Annotated in this window: 19 protein-coding genes; 15 read left to right on the forward strand and 4 right to left on the reverse strand. The window is 72.8% G+C overall.

Going from position 1 to position 19,464, the window contains the following annotated elements:
• Positions 1–6 precede the first annotated feature (6 nt).
• Together ACFY1S_RS10735 and ACFY1S_RS10740 are read left to right on the forward strand one after the other, a co-directional pair.
• Complete coding sequence (locus ACFY1S_RS10735) at positions 7–1,434, forward strand: MFS transporter (RefSeq protein ID WP_387115378.1); 1,428 nt, start codon at positions 7–9, stop codon at positions 1,432–1,434.
• Positions 1,431–2,888, forward strand: a complete 1,458-nt coding sequence (locus ACFY1S_RS10740; protein WP_387115381.1) for a pyridoxal phosphate-dependent decarboxylase family protein — start codon at positions 1,431–1,433, stop codon at positions 2,886–2,888. Before ACFY1S_RS10735 ends, ACFY1S_RS10740 begins: the two co-directional genes overlap by 4 nt.
• A gap of 57 nt (positions 2,889–2,945) precedes the next feature.
• On the opposite strand, the gene ACFY1S_RS10745 is transcribed toward ACFY1S_RS10740, so the two are convergent.
• The gene (locus tag ACFY1S_RS10745) at positions 2,946–4,151 is read right to left on the reverse strand and encodes a hypothetical protein (protein ID WP_387115384.1); all 1,206 of its coding nucleotides are present in this window, start codon (positions 4,149–4,151) and stop codon (positions 2,946–2,948) included.
• Complete coding sequence (locus tag ACFY1S_RS10750; RefSeq protein ID WP_364373274.1) at positions 4,144–4,680, reverse strand: SigE family RNA polymerase sigma factor; 537 nt, start codon at positions 4,678–4,680, stop codon at positions 4,144–4,146. The genes ACFY1S_RS10745 and ACFY1S_RS10750 overlap by 8 nt, the downstream gene beginning before the upstream one ends.
• A 268-nt stretch (positions 4,681–4,948) precedes the next feature.
• Here ACFY1S_RS10750 and ACFY1S_RS10755 point away from each other — a divergent pair, with 268 nt between their 5' ends.
• The 3 genes from ACFY1S_RS10755 to ACFY1S_RS10765 all read left to right on the forward strand — a co-directional run bounded on the left by ACFY1S_RS10755 (position 4,949) and on the right by ACFY1S_RS10765 (position 7,258).
• Positions 4,949–5,161 carry a hypothetical protein gene (locus ACFY1S_RS10755; RefSeq protein WP_387115388.1) on the forward strand — a complete coding sequence of 71 codons (213 nt, stop codon included), beginning with the start codon at positions 4,949–4,951 and terminating at the stop codon, positions 5,159–5,161.
• Positions 5,162–5,323: 162 nt separating this feature from the next.
• Positions 5,324–5,905 (forward strand): NADH-quinone oxidoreductase subunit B family protein, encoded by a 582-nt coding sequence (locus ACFY1S_RS10760; protein WP_357985159.1) that lies wholly within the window; start codon positions 5,324–5,326, stop codon positions 5,903–5,905.
• Positions 5,906–5,941: 36 nt separating this feature from the next.
• The gene (locus ACFY1S_RS10765) at positions 5,942–7,258 is read left to right on the forward strand and encodes a DUF2252 domain-containing protein (RefSeq protein WP_387115391.1); all 1,317 of its coding nucleotides are present in this window, start codon (positions 5,942–5,944) and stop codon (positions 7,256–7,258) included.
• A 16-nt stretch (positions 7,259–7,274) separates the two neighbouring features.
• Here ACFY1S_RS10765 and ACFY1S_RS10770 read toward each other — a convergent pair whose 3' ends face one another.
• Positions 7,275–8,321: a glucose 1-dehydrogenase gene (locus ACFY1S_RS10770; protein ID WP_387115394.1), complete on the reverse strand. Its 1,047-nt coding sequence runs from the start codon at positions 8,319–8,321 to the stop codon at positions 7,275–7,277.
• Between the two features lie 126 nt (positions 8,322–8,447).
• Between ACFY1S_RS10770 and ACFY1S_RS10775 the strand changes: the two genes are divergently transcribed.
• Together ACFY1S_RS10775 and ACFY1S_RS10780 are read left to right on the forward strand one after the other, a co-directional pair.
• Positions 8,448–9,242 (forward strand): NADH-quinone oxidoreductase subunit C, encoded by a 795-nt coding sequence (locus ACFY1S_RS10775; RefSeq protein WP_387115397.1) that lies wholly within the window; start codon positions 8,448–8,450, stop codon positions 9,240–9,242.
• Positions 9,242–10,204 carry an NADH-quinone oxidoreductase subunit H gene (locus tag ACFY1S_RS10780; RefSeq protein ID WP_387115400.1) on the forward strand — a complete coding sequence of 321 codons (963 nt, stop codon included), beginning with the start codon at positions 9,242–9,244 and terminating at the stop codon, positions 10,202–10,204. Before ACFY1S_RS10775 ends, ACFY1S_RS10780 begins: the two co-directional genes overlap by 1 nt.
• Before the next feature lie 118 nt (positions 10,205–10,322).
• Here ACFY1S_RS10780 and ACFY1S_RS10785 read toward each other — a convergent pair whose 3' ends face one another.
• Positions 10,323–11,342, reverse strand: a complete 1,020-nt coding sequence (locus tag ACFY1S_RS10785) for a glutathione S-transferase family protein (RefSeq protein ID WP_387115404.1) — start codon at positions 11,340–11,342, stop codon at positions 10,323–10,325.
• Between the two features lie 78 nt (positions 11,343–11,420).
• Between ACFY1S_RS10785 and ACFY1S_RS10790 the strand changes: the two genes are divergently transcribed.
• The 8 genes from ACFY1S_RS10790 (at position 11,421) to htpX (ending at position 19,421) form a co-directional block, all read left to right on the forward strand.
• The gene (locus ACFY1S_RS10790) at positions 11,421–11,852 is read left to right on the forward strand and encodes an ester cyclase (RefSeq protein WP_387115407.1); all 432 of its coding nucleotides are present in this window, start codon (positions 11,421–11,423) and stop codon (positions 11,850–11,852) included.
• 49 nt (positions 11,853–11,901) lie between these two features.
• Positions 11,902–12,519, forward strand: a complete 618-nt coding sequence (locus tag ACFY1S_RS10795) for a NuoI/complex I 23 kDa subunit family protein (protein WP_387115410.1) — start codon at positions 11,902–11,904, stop codon at positions 12,517–12,519.
• Positions 12,516–13,064: an NADH-quinone oxidoreductase subunit J gene (locus ACFY1S_RS10800; RefSeq protein ID WP_387115413.1), complete on the forward strand. Its 549-nt coding sequence runs from the start codon at positions 12,516–12,518 to the stop codon at positions 13,062–13,064. The genes ACFY1S_RS10795 and ACFY1S_RS10800 overlap by 4 nt, the downstream gene beginning before the upstream one ends.
• Positions 13,061–13,414, forward strand: a complete 354-nt coding sequence (gene nuoK, locus ACFY1S_RS10805) for an NADH-quinone oxidoreductase subunit NuoK (protein WP_387115416.1) — start codon at positions 13,061–13,063, stop codon at positions 13,412–13,414. The genes ACFY1S_RS10800 and nuoK overlap by 4 nt, the downstream gene beginning before the upstream one ends.
• Complete coding sequence (locus ACFY1S_RS10810; RefSeq protein WP_387115419.1) at positions 13,411–15,345, forward strand: NADH-quinone oxidoreductase subunit L; 1,935 nt, start codon at positions 13,411–13,413, stop codon at positions 15,343–15,345. Before nuoK ends, ACFY1S_RS10810 begins: the two co-directional genes overlap by 4 nt.
• Before the next feature lie 114 nt (positions 15,346–15,459).
• Positions 15,460–16,968: a NuoM family protein gene (locus ACFY1S_RS10815; protein WP_387115422.1), complete on the forward strand. Its 1,509-nt coding sequence runs from the start codon at positions 15,460–15,462 to the stop codon at positions 16,966–16,968.
• Positions 16,965–18,443, forward strand: a complete 1,479-nt coding sequence (locus ACFY1S_RS10820) for an NADH-quinone oxidoreductase subunit N (RefSeq protein WP_387115424.1) — start codon at positions 16,965–16,967, stop codon at positions 18,441–18,443. Before ACFY1S_RS10815 ends, ACFY1S_RS10820 begins: the two co-directional genes overlap by 4 nt.
• A gap of 96 nt (positions 18,444–18,539) precedes the next feature.
• Complete coding sequence (gene htpX / locus ACFY1S_RS10825; protein WP_364373409.1) at positions 18,540–19,421, forward strand: zinc metalloprotease HtpX; 882 nt, start codon at positions 18,540–18,542, stop codon at positions 19,419–19,421.
• Positions 19,422–19,464 lie beyond the last annotated feature (43 nt).

The raw sequence follows: 19,464 nt of genomic DNA on the forward strand, positions 1-19,464 counted from the left end.
GGCCCCATGAACCCGCCGCCGGGTGCCACAGGTACGTCTCCCGCTGCCCCGCTGCCCCGGACGGTGCACGCCGGATACGCGCTCGGATCCCTGGCCACCGGCGCGTTCGGCACCGTGCCCGGCCTGCTGCTGCTGCCGTACCTGACCGACACGTTGGGCGTGGCCGCCGGGGTGGCCGCCCTGCTGGTGCTGCTGCCGAAGGCGTGGGACGTGCTTGTCAACCCGGTCGCCGGGCGGATCTCCGACCGCACCCGGTCCCGCTGGGGCGCGCGCCGTCCGTACCTGCTCGTCGCCGGTCTCGTGCTCGCCGTGCTCTTCGCGGCCATCTTCGCCGCGCCGTTCGGCAACGGTCCGGCCGCCGGGGCGTACGTGGCGCTCGCCTTCCTCGCCACCGCCACCGCGTTCGCCTTCTTCCAGGTGCCGTACGTGGCGATGCCGGCGGAACTGACCGACGACTACACCGAACGCACCCGCCTGATGACCTGGCGGATCGCCATGCTGGCGCTGACCATCCTGGTCTCCGGCGCCCTCGCCCCGCTCGTGGTGACAGCCGGCGGCGACGGCCTGCCCGGGCACCGGTGGATGGGCCTGTTCGTGGCGACGCTCATCGCCCTCGGCGCCGTCGGCGCGTTCGTCGGCACCCGCGCCGCGCCGACCGGCACGGTGGGCGGCAGCGAACCCAGCCTGCGCGCCCAGCTCGCGGTCGCCGCCGCGAACCGCCCGTTCCGGGCGCTGCTGATCTGCTTCGTGGTGCAGTCCGCCGGGGTGGCGACCATCCTGGCCGGCGTCAACTACTTCGCCGGGCAGATCCTGCGCGACGAGCGGAGCGGCCCGACCCTGCTCTTCGCCTGCTTCGTCGGGCCGGCGCTGCTGGTGATGCCGGTGTGGAGCCGGGTCGGCGCCCGGCTGGGCAAGCGGGCCGGCCTGGTCGCCGCAGCGGTGATCCTCGCCGCCGGGGCGCTCGTGCTGGTCGCCGCGCCTGTGATCCCGTCGGTCGCCGTGTACCTGGTGGTCGCGGTGATCGGCGTCGGGTACGCCGGGCAGCAGGTCTTCGCGTTGGCGATGCTGCCGGACTGCATCGCGTACGACACGGCGCGCACCGGTCGCCGCCAGGCGGGTGTCTTCACCGGCGTGTGGACCGCGGGGGAGACCCTCGGCCTGGCCCTCGGCCCGGGCATCTACGGTCTGGTGCTCCAGCTCTCCGGGTACGTGTCGTCCGACACCGGCACGGCGGCTGCCCAGTCGGATGCGGCCCGCCTCGGCGTGCTCCTGGGCTTCACGGTCATCCCCGCCGTCCTGATCGCGCCCCCGATCCTTCTGCTGCGCCGCTACACCCTGACCCCGGCCATCCTGGCCGCCGCCATGCACCACCCGAGCGTCGGGCAGGAAGCCGTGGTGGGGGACCGTCACGAGAAGGGCACCATGACTCCATGATCGACAAGGACGGGGTGGCGGCGGACGTCGTGCTCGCCGAGATCCGCGCGCTGCGGGACGGGGACCGGCCCACCCACGGCGGCCGGCTGTTCGCGTACGTCTACGACCCGGCGGTGCCCGGGCTCGACGAGCTGGCCGCCGCCGCGCACCGCGAGAGCGCCCACGTCAACGGGCTCGACCCGACCGCGTTCCCGTCCCTGCTGGCGATGGAGAACGCGCTCGTCGGCGCCGCGGCCCGGGTGCTCGGCGGAGGCCCCGGCACCACCGCCGAGGAGGTGGTCGGCAGTGTCACGAGCGGCGGCACCGAGTCGCTGATCCTCGCCGTCAAGACGGCCCGGGACGCGCACCCGGAGATCGCCGCACCCCGGATCGTCGTGCCGTCGACAGCACACGCCGCGTTCGCGAAGGCGGCGCACTACCTGCGGGTGGCACTGGACGTGGTGCCGGTGTCCCCGGACACGCTGCGCCCCGACCCCGCCGCGGTGGCCGCCGCGATCGGGCCGGAGACGGTGCTGGTGGCCTGCTCCGCGCCGTCGTACGCGTACGGGGTGGTGGACCCGGTCGCGGAGATCGCGGCGGCGGCGGCCGGGGCCGGGGTGCGCTGCCACGTGGACGCCTGCTTCGGCGGTTGGACCCTTCCGTACCTGCGTCGCCTCGGCGAGCCGGTGCCGGCGTTCGACTTCGCGGTTCCCGGCGTCACCTCGATCTCGGTGGACCTGCACAAGTACGCGTACGCGCCGAAGGGGGTGTCGGTGCTGCTGCACCGCGACGCCGCGCTGCGCGCCCCGCAGTACTTCGCGTACGCGGACTGGCCCGGGTACACGATGATCAACCCGGTGATCGCGTCCACCCGCTCGGGCGGGCCGATCGCCGCCGCGTACGCCACGGTGCGGCACCTGGGCGACGACGGCTACCTGCGGCTGGCCACCGCCACCCGGGACGCGGTGGCCGGCCTCGCCGACGCGGTCCGTTCCGTCGACGGACTGCGGCTGATGGCCGAGCCGGAGTCGACAGTCGTCTGCTTCACCGCCACCGAGGGCGGGCCCGACCTGTTCGTCCTGGTCGACGAGCTGACCGCGCGTGGCTGGCACACCCAGCCCCAACTGTCGTACGCCGGTCTGCCGGCCAGCGTGCACCTCACGGTGACCGCCTCGGTCGCGCCCCGCGTCGCCGAATTCGCACCGGATCTGGCGGACGCGGTGGCCGCCGCCCGGGCGGCCGGTCCGGTGGCCCTCCCGCCCGAGTTGATGGCGCTGGCGGCGTCGCTGACCCCTGACGCGCTCACGCCCGATCTGGTCGCCGGGATCGCCGGCGGGCTCGGGCTCGGTGCCGGGAACGCGCCGATGCCGGACCGGATGGCTGTGGTGAACACACTGCTCGACGCCGCGCCGCCGGCGCTGCGGGAGCGGCTGCTCGTCGAGTTCGTGGGTCTGCTGCAACGGCCCTCCTGGTGAGTGCGGCGCCGGCCCGCGGCGCACGCCCGAGCGGTGTGCGACGCGGGCCGGCGGGTGTCACCGGTAGGCCATGGCGACCCGGTTGTCGGCGTCCTTGAGGTCCAGCAGGAAGTTGAAGTCGCCGCTCATCGGCCGGGCCTCCACAACGGCGGAACCCGTGCCCACCGGGGCACCCTCGGCGGCCCGGAAGCTCAACGTCAACGTCACCTCCGCGCCAGCCCCGATCCGGCCAAGCCCACAGGTCACCGGTTGCCTGGTGTCCTGCGGCTCGTTCGTGCACGGTGCCCACCCGTCGACGTCCGGGCGGACGTCCGACGGCACGTTCAGGCGCAGCTCCACGCGCGGGACCGCCGCGGCCCCCTTGTTGCGGATCCGCACCGTTGTCGTACCCGTTCGTGAGCCGTCATCCGCAGTGCCGAGCACGAGCGCGGTGGCGGTGACCGCGAGGTCCGCCGAGTGCGGGTTGGGCCCGAAGCTCGTCGGCCCGGAGACCTGGGCGAAGGTCGACCCCTTCCACCGGTAGCCCCGCCACTGTCGCTGGGACCATTCGCCGGGCCAGCCACCGCCGGGGGCGATGTCGCCGACCTGCACCCGCACCGTGCCGTCGTCGACCACGTCGAGCCCGAACAGCCACTGCGGCTTGTCGATGGTGGTCGCGACCACGCGGCCGAGGGTGACCACCTTCCCCTCCTCGTCCCGGTCGAACGCGACCACCTGCATCGGCCCCCGGGTGCCGAGCACGCACTGCACGAGCGCCACGGTCTCCACCGCCCCGTCCCCGTCGACGTCACCGTGGTCGACCGCGATCAGCCAGTTGACGCCCTCGCGGTCGTCGCCGCTGATCCGCACGGCCGACGTCGGGCAGCCCGGCCCGGCCCGCCAGGCCGGCAGGGTCACCGTCGCACCGAGCAGTTGCGCCCGGCTGAACCGGCCGTTGGGCGCGGTGGAGGCGGGGGCGCCGCTCGTCGCGGACGGGCTGGTGGTCGGGGTCGCCGGGTCGGTCGGGGTAGGCGACACCGAGATGCTCGGCGTCGGGTCGACCGGACCCGGCCGGTGTTCCGGCCCGCTCATCGCCGCGTACCCGACGGCTGATCCGCCGAACAGCGCGAGCGCCGCAGTGGTGGTGGCCACCAGCCGACGACGGCCGCGTCCCCGTACCGTCCGCCGGACGGCGGCGGGCCCGGGCACCTCGACCTCCTGCAGCACGGTACGGCGGTAGTGGGCGAACTCTTCGGCGAGGCCGAGGGTCTCCTGCTCAGACATCTCGCACCTCCTCGGTGGTGTCGCGCAGGTGCGTGGCGAGGGCCGCCCGCCCCCGGTGCAGCCAGGACTTGACGGTGCCCTCGGCCACGCGTTCCTGGGCGGCGATCTCGGCGACCGACAGATCGGCGAGGTAGTGCAGGACGACGGCCCGCCGCTGTTTCGGCGGCAACTTCGCCAGCGCCGTGTCCAGGGCGACCCGGTCGGGGCTCGGTCCCGCCACGTGGGTCTCCCGCTGCCGCAGCAGCCACGCCTGCGCGGTCCGCAGCCGCCGCCAGCGGTTGTGGCCGAGGTTCCAGGCGACCCGGCGCACCCAGGCCAGCGGGTCGTCGTACCGGGCCAGTCGGTCCCAGTGGGCGTACGCCCGGCAGAACGCCTCCTGGACCAGGTCCTGTGCCTGCCCACGGTCACCGGTGTACGCGGTGAGCTGGACGACCAGCCCGCGGAAGTGGGCGTGGTAGAAGTCGTCGAAGACCAGTTCGGCCGCCACTGGAGCGGAACCGCCCGGCGGGTCGGGGGGCCGCCCGCCCACCCGTACTTCTCTCGTCACAAGCACTCGTCCTCCCCGTGGTGGCCGCGGACAGCGTGTCCCGCCGGCACCCGTCACACAGCCGGACACTCCGAGCGGTTGCGCACCTTCGGTCGACCTTTCGTGTCGTGTCCGGGACATCGCCCGCCATGCACAGCGAGGGCAATCAATCAACGGGCATCAGTATAGACAAATGTCACTAAACGGGGGTTTTGTGGCATTCGCCGGTTCCGTACGGTCAATTCATCAGCCCAACGACACGGGGAGAACGATGATGATGCGGAAGTTCCTGCTCAGCGGAGTGACTGCGGCGGCGGGCCTCGCCCTCGGCCTGGGTGGCGTGGCGGCAGCCGTCACGGCGATCGGCCCCGGCCCGGGCGCGCCTGGGGAGATCGGCCCCGGCCCGGGCGTGTCCCTGGCCATCGGCCCCGGCCCGGGCGTTCCGCAGCCGATCGGCCCCGGCCCCTCGGTGGCGACTGCCTGAATGCGGCGTAGCGGCGGGTGAGCGTGCCCGCTGTCGGGCCCGGCCGGCACGTCCGGCCGGGCCCGATCGCACCGCCCTCTGGTGACCAGGACGCTGAGTGGTCCCCGGGGTTCCAGCCGGACGCTGTGGTTGACTGTCTGCTGGAGGACGGAGGGGGCAGGCGTGCAGCTACCGGCAGTGCTCGGTGAGCCGATCCGGTTCGTGTTGAACTGGGGGCGCCGCTACTCGCTCTGGGTGTTCAACTTCGGCCTGGCCTGCTGTGCGATCGAATTCATCGCGACAAGCATGGGCCGGCACGACTTCATCCGGCTCGGCGTGATCCCGTTCGCCCACGGTCCCCGGCAGGCCGACCTCATGGTGGTTTCCGGCACGGTGACCGACAAGATGGCCCCGGCCATCAAGCGGCTGTACGACCAGATGCCCGAGCCGAAGTACGTCATCTCGTTCGGCGCCTGCTCCAACTGCGGCGGCCCCTACTGGGATTCGTACTCGGTCACCAAGGGCGTGGACCAGCTCATCCCTGTCGACGTGTACGTGCCGGGCTGCCCGCCCCGACCGGAGGCGCTGCTGCACGGCATCCTGCGCCTCCAGGAGAAGATCGCCGCCGAGCAGGCCGGCGTCGGCGGTGTGTCCCGTCCGGATCTGCTCGCCGCGCCACTGGACTCCGCGCCCCGCGAGGCCGCCGCCCCGCGCTCGGTCGACTCGCTCACCGCCCCACCGGTACGCCCACCTGCGGCGGGTTGACACCGTCTGTGGACCGGCGGGTCTAGCCTGCGGCTCATGAGCAGTTCAGTGGATCAGCGGTCCGCCCACATCGCCGACGTGCTCACCGAGGAGTTCGGCGCGTCGATGGCGCTCGACCCGGCGGCCTTCCGGCGCAAGTTCCGCAAGATGGCCGCGTCGCCGTTCGCCTTCTACCGGGGCAGCGCCGCGCTGTTCTACGCCGACCAGCTCGGCGACTTCGCCGACGACCGGTTCCTCGACGATCGGACCAGCCGGGTCTGGATCCACGGCGACCTGCACGCGGAGAACTTCGGCACGTACATGAACGCCTCCGGGCACCTGGTGTTCAACGTCAACGACTTCGACGAGGCGTACGTCGGGCCGTTCACCTGGGACCTGCGGCGGTTCGCGGCGAGCGTGGCGCTGCTGGGCTACGGCAAGGCGCTCTCCGACACGGTGATCGGCGAGCTGGTGGCGGGCTTCGCCAGGTCGTACCTGACCGAGCTGCGGGCCATCGCCGCCGGCGGGGACGACGCGATCGGCTCGATCACGCTCGACAACGCCGACGGGGTGCTGCGCCGGGTGCTCCAGCGGGCCCGGCTCAGCACCCGGGTCGACCTGCTCGCCGCGCACACGACAGTCGACAACTACGAGCGGCGGTTCTCGATCGGCGACGGGGTCTTCGAGATCGACGACGCCACCCGGGACAGGGTCCGCGCCGCCTTCGACGAGTACCTGGGCACCCTGCCGACCGCCTCGGCGCGGCTGCGTCCGGTGGCGACCCGGATCAAGGACGTGGTGCTGCGCAAGGGGGTGGGCATCGGTTCGGCCGGGCTGCCGTCGTACAACCTGCTGCTGGAGGGGCACACCGAGGCCTTGGAGAACGACGTCGTCATCTACATGAAGCAGGCGCAGGTGCCGGCGGTGGCGCGGTACGTCACCGACGAGACGGTCCGCGGCTACTTCCAGCACCAGGGGCACCGGACCGCCGAGTCGCAGCGGGCGTTGCAGGCGCACGCCGACCCGTGGCTGGGCTTCACCGAGCTGGACGGGGCCGGTCAGCTGGTCGCCGAGGTCTCCCCGTACGCCGCCGACCTGGACTGGTCGGACGTGAACGAGCCGGAGGAGCTGAGCGGGGTACTCGTCGACCTGGGTCGGGCGGTGGCCCGGATGCATTCGGTCGCCGACGACGAGTCCAGTCACGACCTGGTGGACTACTCCACCGAGGAGTCGATCGTCGCGGCTGTGGACACCGACGAGTCGGGATTCGTCACCCACCTGGTGGACTTCGCGCACGCGTACGGGGTGCGCGCCCGGCAGGACCACCAGCTCTTCGTCGACCTGTTCCGCAACGGCCGGCTGCCGGGTCTCTGAGCGGGCGGGGCGTCGCTCAGGAGGCGAACTCCAGCACGACCTTGATGTCGTCCGGGCCCGGGGTGTACGCGTCGGCGTACCTGTCCACCGGCACCCGGCGGGTGATCAGCGACTCGAGCCAGACCTGGTCGGCGCGGGCGAGCGCCTGAGCGGCCATGTCCCAGTGCCGGCGGTTGGCGTTCACCGAGCCGAACACCACGTTGTTCTCCAGTACCAGTTCCCGGTTGAGTGCGCCCGCGTCGAAGTCGATGCGCCGGCCCCCGCTGGACACTCCGGCCAGGCAGACGATCCCGGTGGGGCCTGCCTTGCACATGACGTCGAGGACCACAGTGGGCGCACCTGTGCACTCGATCACCACGTCCGGATCGAAGGGCAGGTCGTTGACGGACACCGCGTGGTAGGTGGCGCCGAGCCCGGCGACGAGTTCCGGTTTCGGCCCGTCGGTGGCCCGGTCCAGCACGTGGACGGTGAGCCCGCGCTGGGTGCCGAGCAGCGCGGCCAGCAGCCCGATCGGTCCGGCTCCGGTCACCAGGACGGTCTGCGGCTGCCACTCGGCCCGGTGCCCGATCCGCTCGATGTGGTCCCAGGCCTTCGCCACCACGCTTGTCGGCTCCAGCAGCACGCCGACCTGGGCCAGCGCCGGGTCGAGCCGGACCGCGAACTGCGGCTCGATCCGCCAGCGGTCGCGGGCGAACCCGGGCAGCGCCTTGATGCCGTGTTCGGTGTACCTGTCGTTGCGGCACATGTCCCACTCGCCGACCGCGCAGTTCGGGCAGGGCACCGGGTCGGGGTGCCTGACGATCCCGGCCACCAGGTCACCGGGTTGCAGGGTGCCGGTGGGGTCCTCGACCACCCGGCCCAGCGACTCGTGCCCGATGACGAGGCGGTCCGCGCCCGGCGGGGCCTCGCCGTACTCGCCGGCGATGATCTCGTGGTCGGTCCCGCAGATCCCGACCGCCAGCGCCTCGACGAGGACCGCGCCCTCCTCGGCGGGGGGCTCCGGATGGTCCTCGGCGAGGCGCAGCGAGTCGGCGACCCCGGGTGTCACAGTCACAGCGCGCACGCCCCTCATCTTTCCCCGCCGGGACTCGCGCCGCCCGGCAAAGCCGGCAGATCGGTGCCCACGTGCTGACCGGCGGGCATCGGCGGCGGACCGGCGCGGGCCGGGGCCGGCACTAGGATCAGCGGCATGACTCCCGAAGAGGTCGGCGCTCGGCTGGTCGCGCTGCTCGCGCCGGTCGCGGCGACCCCGTCGGTCTCCGGCGGGCAGCGGTTCGCCCGCGCGACAGTCGACGTGCCGCCGGCGGACTGGTCGGCCGCGCTGCGTACCGCCCGCGACGACGTCGAGCTGGCCTGCGACTTCTTCGACTGGCTCTCGGCGGTGGACGAGCTGGCGGAGGGCTTCGACGTGGTGGCGCACCTCTGGTCGACGCGGCTGCGGCACGGGGTGCTGCTGCGCACCCGGGTGCCCCGCGACGCACCCGACGTGGCGTCCGTGGTGGACATCTACCCGGGTGCGGCCTGGCACGAGCGGGAGACGCACGAGATGTTCGGCATCGGCTTCACCGGTCACGGCGAGCTGCGACCGTTGCTGCTGCCACCGGAGTTCGAGGGTCATCCGCTGCGCAAGGAGTTCGTGCTGGCCTCGCGGGTGGCAAAGCCGTGGCCGGGCGCGAAGGAGCCGGGCGAGTCCGAGGCTGGCGGTGGACGTCGACCGGTCCGCCCGCCGGGGGTGCCCGCTCCGGGCGAGTGGGGGACCACACCCACCCCGGCGGGCGCGGGCGGCGTGGGGGAGGGCCCGCGGGGTGGCACTCCGGCCCGGCCGGCCGGTGAGCGACGGGCGCGGCCGGCCCCGGGGGCCCGTCCGGCGCGTACCCCCGGACCCGCCGGCACCGACGGCGGCCCGGCGGGGTCCGCGCGGCCCGGGCCGGTCGCGGGCCCGCAGGCGTCCGACGGCGCCGACGACGACGGGGGTACGCGCTGATGCCGCTCTGGGTGGAGCTGGTGCTGCGGGTGGGCGGGGTGCTCGTCGCGTTCCTCACCCTGCCGTTGATTGTCGGCCAGGCCGAGCACAAGGTGATGGCGCACATGCAGGGCCGGCTCGGCCCGATGTACGCGGGCGGCTTCCACGGCTGGGCCCAGCTGGTCGCCGACGGGGTCAAGTTCGTGCAGAAGGAGGACGTGACCCCGCGCGAGGCGGACCGGGCGGTGTTCCGGTTGGCCCCGGCGGTGGCGCTGATGCCCTACCTGCTGGTGCTGCTTGTCATCCCGCTCGGCCCGAACGACCTGGTCGGGCAACCGTTGGACATCGGCCTGTTCTTCGTCCTGGCCGTGGTCGGCGTCGGTGTGGTGGCGGTGCTCATGTCGGCGTGGGCGTCGGCCAACAAGTACAGCCTGCTCGGCGGGTTGCGCGGAGCCGCGCAGTTGCTCGGGTACGAGTTGCCGCTGGTGCTGGCCGCCGCCTCGGTGGCGATGGCGGCGGGCACGCTCAGCCTCTCCGGCATCGTCGAGGCCTGGCAGCCGTGGTGGCTGCTCTGGCAGGCGCCCGCGATGATCATTTTCTTCGTCGCGGGGTTGGCCGAGATCCGCCGCCCGCCGTTCGACATGCCGGTGGCCGACTCGGAGCTGGTCTTCGGCTACATGACCGAGTACACGGGTCTGCGCTTCGCGTTCTTCCTGCTCGCCGAGTACGTAGGCATCGTGGTGATCGCCGCGCTGACCACCGTCCTGTTCCTCGGCGGCTGGCAGGGCCCGTTCGCCGACGACCAGCTCGGCTGGCTCTGGACCCTGCTCAAGGTCTTCGCCGTCGCCTTCGTGATCATCTGGCTGCGGGTCTCCTACCCCCGCCTGCGCGAGGACCAGCTCCAGCGCCTCTGCTGGCTCGTCCTGGTGCCAGCCTCCCTGGCACAGCTGGTCCTCACGGCAGCGGTCCGCGTCGCCCTGTAACCCCGCCCGGCCCCATGCCCCGGCGATCTTGCACTTTCTGCCTAGACAAAAAGGACTTAACAGGGCATAGGTGCGTCACAAAGTGCAAGATCGCCGGGGCGGGCGGGTGGGGGAGAGCTCAGCGCAGCGGGGTGTGTGCGGGGTCTACCGGCTCGACCGGGGGCGGCGGTGGGGTTCCGTCGCCGAAGGGCCGGCCACCGAGGGACTCGCGATCGTGCGGGGTGAGCCAGTTGGACAGGTCGGGGCCGAGCGGCACGATCCCGGTCGGGTTGATGTCGCGGTGCACCTCGTAGTAGTGCCGCTTGATGTGGTCGAAGTCGATGGTGTCGCCGAACCCGGGGGTCTGGAACAGGTCCCGCGCGTACGCCCACAGCACAGGCATCTCGCTCAGCTTCTGCCTGTTGCACTTGAAGTGGCCGTGGTAGACGGGGTCGAAGCGGACCAGCGTGGTGAACAGCCGCACGTCGGCCTCGGTGATGGTGTCGCCGACCAGGTACCGCTGGTCGGTCAGCCGCTCGGTCAGCCAGTCCAGCCGGTCGAAGAGCTGGTGGTACGCCTTGTCGTACGCCTCCTGGCTGCCGGCGAAGCCGCACCGGTAGACGCCGTTGTTGACGTCCCGGAACACCACGGCGTTCACCTCGTCGATCTGCTCGCGCAGGTGCTCGGGGTAGAGCTGCGGGGCGCCCTTGCGGTGGTACGCCCCCCATTGGGTGGACAGGTCCAGGCTCATCTGCGCGTAGTCGTTCGTCACCACCTGCCCGGTCGGCACGTCCACCATCGCCGGAACGGTGATGCCGCGTTCGTAGCCGGGGAAGCGCTTGAAGTACGCCTCCTGGATGCGTTCGATGCCGAGCACCGGGTCCCGGCCGTCGGGGTCGAGGTCGAAGGTCCAGCTCCGGGCGTCGTGGGTGGGGCCTGCCACCGCCATCGAGATGGCGTCCTCCAGGCCGAGCAGGCGCCGCACGATGATCAGGCGGTTGGCCCACGGGCAGGCGCGGCTGACCACCAGCCGGTACCGGCCGGGTTCCACCGGGTATCCGTCCCGCCCGTCCTCGGTGATCCGGGTCGCGATGTACCGCTGGTCGCGGGTGAACTCGCCACCCGGCTCGACGTACTTCCCGCCTGTTTCCTCGCCCACGTGACCCTCCCGGTTGGTTCCCCTGTCTCTACCCCATCCTCACGGATCTACCACCGGGTGTCCGGCTACCCTGCCGGGGTGACGGATGCGGAGGCGACGGCCCGGCGGTTCATCGCCGACGTGTGGAACGCCCGCCGGGAGGAATCGGCGTACGAGCTGGTCGCCGACGAGTGCCCGGGGTTGGGCGGGACCGGCCCGGAGGCCACGCTGGCCTGGCACCGGGAGCGGCGGGCGGCCTTCCCGGACCTGCGCTACAAGATCGTGGACGTGGTGGCGGCGGGGGAGCGGGTGGCCGTGCACTGGCGTGCGGCGGGCACCCAGATGGGCCAGTTCGGGCCGGTGCCGCCGACCGGTCAGGTGGTCAGCTACTCCGGAGCGACGTTCCTGCGCTTCGACGCGGCGGGTCGGATCGTCGAGGTGTGGAGCTGCAACGAGCTGTTCCAACTGCTCCAGCAGCTCGGTGTGGAGATGCTCCCGCCGACAGTGGTCAGCGGACCCGGGCACGGGTAGCGCGCCGACCTGTGGGTGGTGGTCGCGCGCGCCGTGGCCACAGGGCAGGATGGTCGACATGAGCGACCCCAGCGAGCGCGGCGGCCCGGCCGGCGGCACCGGCGAGCGCGGCCTGCCCGGCGCGGGTCTGGTGAAGGGGCTGGCGGTCACCCTCAAGACGATGACCAGCCGCTCGACCACCCAGCAGTACCCGGACGTGGCACCCGAGCTGCCGCCCCGCTCGCGCGGTGTGATCGCGTTGTCGGAGGAGAACTGCACCGTCTGCATGCTCTGCGCCCGCGAGTGTCCGGACTGGTGCATCTACATCGACTCGCACAAGGAGGAGGTGGCGGTGCCCGGCGCCGCCCGGCCCCGCCAGCGCAACGTGCTCGACAAGTTCGACATCGACTTCTCGCTCTGCATGTACTGCGGCATCTGCATCGAGGTCTGCCCGTTCGACGCGCTCTACTGGTCGCCGGAGTTCGAGTACGCCGAGTACGACATCAAGGACCTGCTGCACGACAAGGACCACCTCGGCCAGTGGATGGCCACCGTTCCGCCGCCGCCCGCTCACGACCCGAACGGCGAGCCGGCCAAGGAGGAGACCGCCGCCGCGCGCAAGGCCGCGCGTCCGGCTCCGCCAGCGGTACGCCCCGAGCCCGGCGCCGACCCGGGTGCCGCCTCGTGACGGGCGCGGATCTGCTGCTGATCGCCCTCGGCGCGGTGGCGGTCGGCTCCGGTGTGCTTGTGGTGACCACGAAGCACCTGGTCCGCGCAGGTCTCTACCTGGTGGTCTGTCTGGGCGCGTTGGCCGGCGACTACCTGGTTCTCGGCGCCGAGCTGGTGGCCTGGGTGCAGGTGTTGATCTACGTGGGCGCGGTGGTGGTGCTGCTGCTGTTCGCGGTGATGTTGACCCGCGCGCCGATCGGCGCCTCCGACGACCTGGACCGGCCCGGCTGGCCGGCGGCCCTGATCGGTGGCGGCGCCGGGCTGGGCCTGACCGTCCTGCTTGTCGACGCGTACCGGTGGAGCACTGTCGAGCTGCCCGGCGCGGGCACCGCCGAGCGGTTGGGCGAGCAGATCTTCCAGTCCTGGGTGCTGCCGTTCGAGGTGCTCTCGGTGCTGCTGCTGTCGGCATTGGTGGGCGCGGTGGTGTTGTCCCGGCCGGACATCGGCCGGTCCGTTCCGGCGGCGCCACGCGAGGCCGACGTGGACGCGGGGGCGCGCCGGTGAGGCCTGTCATCCCGTACGTCACCGCCGCGCTGCTGTTCGGCCTCGGCGTCTACGGCGTGCTGCGTCGGCGCAACGCGGTGCTGGTGCTGATGGCTGTCGAGCTGATGCTCAACGCGGTGAACCTGATCCTGGTCACCGCCGACACCACCGCCCGTGCCGTGCTGCCGCACTCCGGGCAGGTCTTCGCGCTGTTCGTCATCGTCCTCGCCGCCGCCGAGATCGGGGTGGGGCTGGCGATCGTCCTTCAGCTCTACCGGCTGCGGACCACAGTCGCGGTGGACGACGTGCCGCTGACCGAGCCTGCCGTGTCGGCGTCGGCAGTCGGCCAGGATGTGGAGGCGGGCCGGTGACCGGGCTGCTCGGGGCGCTCCTGCCCGCCGTACCGCTGGCCGCCGGTCTGCTCGGCCTGCTGCTGCCGCCGGCCCCGCGCCACCGGCCGGAGTCGGCGGGCGGTGACCGGGCGCGGACGGCCGCCGTGACACTCGGGGTGGCCGGCGCGGCGGGCGCGCTGGCGCTTGCCGTCGCGCTGCTGGTGACCGTGGACGGTCCGACGCAGACGTCGACCACCTGGGTCGACATCGGTGGGTTGGCGGTGACCCTTGGCGTACGGCTGGACGGCGCGGCCGCGCTCGTCGCGGTGGCGGTCACCGCGGTCGCCCTGGCCGTGCAGGTCTACTCGATCGGCTACCTGCGGCGCGGTCCGCACGACGACATCGACGTCGACCACCGCTACCCGCCGTACGCGGCGCAGATCAGCCTCTTCACCGGCGCCATGCTGCTGGTGGTGGTAGCCGGTGACCTGATCATGCTGCTGGTCGGGTGGGAGGTGATGGGCCTGTGCTCGTACCTGCTCATCGCCCACGATCGCCGACTGGCCGGCGCTCCGGCCGCCGCCATGAAGGCGTTCCTGGTGACGCGCGTCGGTGACGTCGGTTTCCTGCTCGGCATCGCGCTGCTCGGCGTGTCGGCGGGCAGCTTCCGGATCTCCGACGTGCTCGTCCACGACCACTCCGGGGTGACGTTGACCGCCGCCGGCCTGCTGCTGCTCGCCGGGGTCGCCGGCAAGAGCGCACAGTTCCCGCTGCACACCTGGCTGCCGGACGCGATGGCCGGCCCGACGCCGATCTCCGCGCTGATCCACGCGGCGACGATGGTCGCCGCCGGTGTGTACTTCGTGGCCCGGCTCTACCCGCTGTTCACCGCCGCGCCCGTGACGCTTACCGTCCTCGGGGTGATCGGCGCGATCACCCTGCTGCTGGGTGCGCTCGCCGCCACCGCCCAGGACGACATCAAGCGGGTGCTGGCCTGGTCGACGGTGTCCCAACTGGGCTACATGACAGGCGCGCTTGCGGTCGGCTCACCGTCGGCGGCGCTGTTCCACCTGCTCACCCACGCCGCGTTCAAGGCGCTGCTGTTCCTCGCCGCCGGCGCGGTGATCCACGCCGTGGGCACCACGTTGATGTCGGAGATGGGCGGCCTGCGGCGCAGCATGCCCGTGACCTTCTGGTGCACTGTGGTGGGCCTCGGCGCGCTGGCAGGTGTGCCGCCGCTTGCCGGCTTCTGGAGCAAGGACGGCGTGCTCACGGTCGCCGAGTCGGCCGCGCTGGAGGGCACCGGCCCGGCGCCCTCCTGGGTGGGCTGGATCGTCTGGATCGCCGGGCTGGTCGGCGTGGCGGTCACCGCCTGGTACGCGGGTCGGCTGCTGCTGCGGGCCTTCTTCGGCGAACCCCGACTCCCGTTGGTCACGCCGCACGACCCGCCCGCGCTGCTGCGCTGGCCTGTGCTGCTGCTGGCCGTGCCCGCCGCGCTGCTCGGCCTGGCCGGGTACGTCGGGGCGTTCGCCGACCGGCTCCGGTTCCCCACCGTGCCGGTGGCGGGCTCCGAGGACGGCCTGGTCCACCTCGGGCCGGGCGTACTGCTGCCGCTGGCGCTGCTGGTGGTCGGGGCGGGCCTGGTGGCGCTGCGCTGGCGTCGGGATCCGGCCGCCGACCCGGCGTCCGCGCTGGGCCCGCTGCGGCCGGTCCTCGCCCGCGCGTTCCGGCTCGACGACGTCCAGCGCACCCTTGTCGTACGCCCCGTCCGGGCGTTGGCGCGGGCGACGCGTACCGGTGACGAGGTCGTGGTGGACGGCGCCGTCGAGGGCAGCGGGCGGGCCGCGTCCGGCCTGGGCGGTGGGCTGGCCGCGCTGCACCGGGCGGCGCTGCCCCGCGCCGCCGCCGGTGTGCTGGCTGGCGCGCTGCTGATCGGGCTTGCGGCCGCCCTGATGGGAGTGGTCCGGTGAGCGCGAGGAGTGAGCCGGGGTTGCGAGCCCCGCAGTCGCGAACGAAGGCGGTCCGGTGAGCGCGAGGAGTGAGCCGGGGTTGCGAGCCCCGCAGTCGCGAACGAAGGCGGTCCGGTGAGCGCGGGGCAGGTTCTGCTGGTGGCCGTCCTGGCGGTGCCGGCGCTCGGCGCGGTCGCGGTGGCGGCGACACCCCGAGACCGGGCGGCCCGGCTGGTGGGTACTGTCGCGGCGGCGTTGACCCTGCTGGCCTCGGTGCCGTTGGTGTTCGGCGGGCGGGGTTGGGTGGCGTGGTCGGCGGGCGCGCCGGCGGTGCGTCCCTGGCACCAGCTCGACCTGCCCTGGGTGCCGGGTCTCGACCTGCGGTTCCACCTCGGGGTCGACGGGATCTCGTGGCCGCTTGTGGTGTTGACCGCGCTGCTCACGCTGCTCTGCTGCGCGTACACGATGTGGCGGGTGCCCGAGGGCGGCAGCGGCCGGGCGCTTGTGGCGCTGCTGCTGGTGGTCGAGGTGGGCATCCTGGGCACGTTCCTCGCCCTGGATCTGGTGCTGTTCTTCCTCTTCTTCGAGGTCGTCCTGCTGCCGATGTACGCGATCATCGCCGGCTGGGGCGGTGCGGCCCGGCGTCGGGCGGCCCGCAAGTTCGCGCTGTACACCCTGCTCGGTTCGGTGCTGCTGCTCGTCGGCGTCTACGTGGTGGTCGCGGCCGCCGGCACCGCCGACGTGGTGGCGCTCACTCGCGGTGGCGGGTTGTCCCGGGGCACCCAACTGGCCGCGTTCACCCTGTTGGCGTTGGCCTTCGCGGTGAAGAGTCCGCTCTGGCCGCTGCACTCGTGGCTGCCCGACGCGCACACGCAGGCGCCGACCGTGGGCAGTGTGGTGCTGGCCGGGGTGCTGCTCAAGATGGGCACGTACGGTCTGATCCGGGTGGCGGTGGGGGTGGCGCCGGAGGGCGCGCGCTGGGCGGCCCCGGTGCTGGGAGTGCTGGCCGTCGCCGCGATCCTGGTCGGCTCGCTGGTCTGCCTGGCCCAGACGGATGTCAAACGGCTGATCGCGTACTCCAGCGTGGGGCACATGGGCTTCGTGCTGCTGGGCGTCGCCACGTTGACAGCCACCGGCATCCAGGCGGCGCTGATCGGAAACGTCGCGCACGGGGTGATCACCGGGCTGCTGTTCTTCCTGGCCGGGGCGGTGAAGGACCGTACCGGCACGGGCAGTCTCGCCGAGTTGTCCGGGCTGCGGGAGACCGCGCCCCGCCTGGCCGGCCTGTTGGCGTTCGCGGCTGTCGCGTCGCTGGGCCTGCCCGGGCTGGCCGGCTTCTGGGGTGAGGCGTTCGCGGTGGTCGCGGCAGTGCAGGTGGGCGGCCCGCTGTGGACCACCCTCGGTGTGCTGGCGGCGGTCGGTGGCGCGCTCACCGCCGCGTACTTCCTGCGGTTGCTGCGCCGGGTCACCCACGGCCGGCCGAGTCCGGCGGTCGGTGGGGTCGGTGCAGGGCTGGCCGGCGCGGAACTGACCGCGTGGGTGCCGCTCGTGCTGCTGGCTTTGGCCATCGGGCTGGCACCGGCGCTGGTGCTCGGGGTCGCCGAGGCGCCTGTCGACGCCCTCATCGGGGTGGTCCGCCCATGAACGCCGTGCAGAGTGTGGACAGCGTCGCGCTGCTCCCGGCATACCTGGCCGCGGGCACCGCCGTGCTCGTGCTGCTCATCGACCTGTTGCTGGCGCGGCCCCGGGCCACTGTCGTGGTGGCCGCGCTCGGCGCGCTCGGCACCGCAGTGGCCTCTGCCGGTGTCGGCGCGGCCGGGGAACGGCGGACGTTCTGCGTCGGGGCCGACTGCTCCTGGATCTTCGGCGGGCGGGCCGCCCTGGTCGCGGCGGTGGTGGCCCTGCTCACTCTGGGAGTGCTCGGGCTCTCCGCACCCGCGCTGCGGGCCGGGCGGTCGCCGGTGGGGGAGTACTGCTTCCTGCTGGCCTGCTCGATGACGGGCGGCGTGGTGCTCGGCGCGGCAGGTGACCTGATCACCCTGATCGTCGCCCTGGAGACGCTCACCCTGCCGCTGTATGTGCTCGTTGGCCTGCGCCGGGGCAGTCTGGCCAGTGCCGAGGCGGCGGTGACCTTCTTCGTGGTGAGCGTGGTCGCCACCACTGTGACGCTGCTCGGCGCGGCGCTGCTGTACGCGGTGACCGGCGGGCTGCACCTGGACCGGGTAGGCGCGCTGCTGGCCGAGGGGCCGGAGCTGCGGGACCTGCCGCTGACCACCGCGGCTGTGGCGTTGCTGCTGGTCGGGCTGGCGTTCAAGGTGGCGGCGGTGCCGTTCCACGCGTGGGCGCCGGCCACCTACGACGGGGCGCCGCTGCCGGTGGCCGCGTACCTGTCGACGGCGTCGAAGCTGGGTGGCCTCGTCGCGCTGCTGGCCGTGGTGCAGCGGGCGCTGCCGGCCGAGCAGACCGGTCCGGTGCTCGCCGTGCTCGCGGTGCTCACCATGACCGTCGGCAACCTGGTCGCGCTGCGTCAGAGGCGTACGGTGCGGCTGCTCGCCTGGTCGTCGGTGGCGCAGGCCGGCTACATCCTCGCCCCGCTCGGCGCGTTGGCGCTGGCCGCCGGTCGTACGGGCGAGGCGCGCTCCGCCGCGTACGCGGCAGCGGTGGCGTACGCCGTGTTCTTCGTGGTGCTGGAGTTGGCCGCGTTCGCCGGGGTGACCGCGTTGCGGCCGGTGGGCGCGGACGGCGGCACGCTCGACGACCTGCGCGGGGCGGCCCGGCGGTACCCGTGGCGCAGCGCCGCGTTCGGTCTCGCCCTGGTCGGTCTGGCGGGTCTGCCTCCGGGGCTGGCCGGGCTGTTCGCGAAGGTGACCGTGGTCAGGGCGCTGCTGGACGGTGGCGCCGGTTGGCTGGCGCTGGTGGTGGCGTTGAACGCCGTCATCGGGCTGGCCTACTACCTGCGGGTGACCGCCGGCCTGTGGACGTCGCCGACGACGGCGGCGGGCGGCGCGGTGGCCGTACCCGTGGTGGGTGTGGTGGCGGTGGTGCTGGCGGTGGCGACGGTGGCCGCCGTGGTGGTCGGCGTCGCTCCGCAGCTGGTGCTGGACCTGGCCGGCCGCTGACCCTCAGTCAACTCTCAGCGTTGAGATGGATGGTTGAGGGGTACCGGGTTGTTACACCGGTCAGCGGATCCCGGCGATCCGTGCACCGAAGGAGAGATCGTGCATCACCACAACCGTCTGAAGACCGCAGCGCTGCTTGGCCTGCTCAGCGCCCTGATCCTCGCGGTGGGCTACTGGTTCGGCGGCAGTGGCGGTCTGGTCATCGCCGTCCTGATCTCACTTGTCATGAACGGCGTTTCCTACTTCTACTCCGACAAGATCGCACTGCGCTCGATGGGGGCGCAACCGGTCAGCGAGGCACAGTTCCCCGAGCTGTACCGGATGGTGCGTGAGCTGGCGGCCGAGGCCCGCCAGCCGATGCCACGGCTGTACGTCAGCCCGACCGCGCAGCCCAACGCGTTCGCCACCGGTCGTAACCCGCAGCACGCGGCGGTCTGCGTGACCCAGGGCATCACCGAGGTCCTCGACTACCGCGAGCTGCGCGGTGTGATCGGGCACGAGCTGTCGCACGTCTACAACCGGGACATCCTGATCTCCAGCGTGGCTGCCGGCCTGGCGAGCATCATCACGCTCCTGGCGAACCTCGCCTTCTTCATCCCGCTGGGCGGTGGGGACGACGAGGACCGGCCGAACCCGGCCGTGTTGCTGCTCACCCTGATCCTGGGCCCGATCGCGGCCAGCATCATCCAGCTGGCGATCAGCCGGAGCCGCGAGTTCCAGGCGGACGCCTCGGGTGCCGAGCTGAGCCGCGACCCGCTGGCGCTGGCCAGCGCCCTGCGCAAGATCGACGCGGTGGCGCGGCGTCGGCCGCTGCCGGCTCAGGGTCAGCTCACCAGCACCGCGCACCTCATGATCGCCAATCCGTTCCGGGGTGGCGGCATGGCGGCGCTGTTCTCCACCCACCCGAAGATGGAGGACCGGGTCGCCCGGCTGGAGCGCATGGCCGCCAACTCGGGGCCTGTGCAGTTCCAGCGCTGACCCGCTGAACGTCCACTCCGCCCGTACCCGGTCGCACCGGGTG

Source organism: Micromonospora sp. NPDC000663 (genome assembly GCF_042898105.1).
Taxonomy (GTDB): domain Bacteria; phylum Actinomycetota; class Actinomycetes; order Mycobacteriales; family Micromonosporaceae; genus Micromonospora.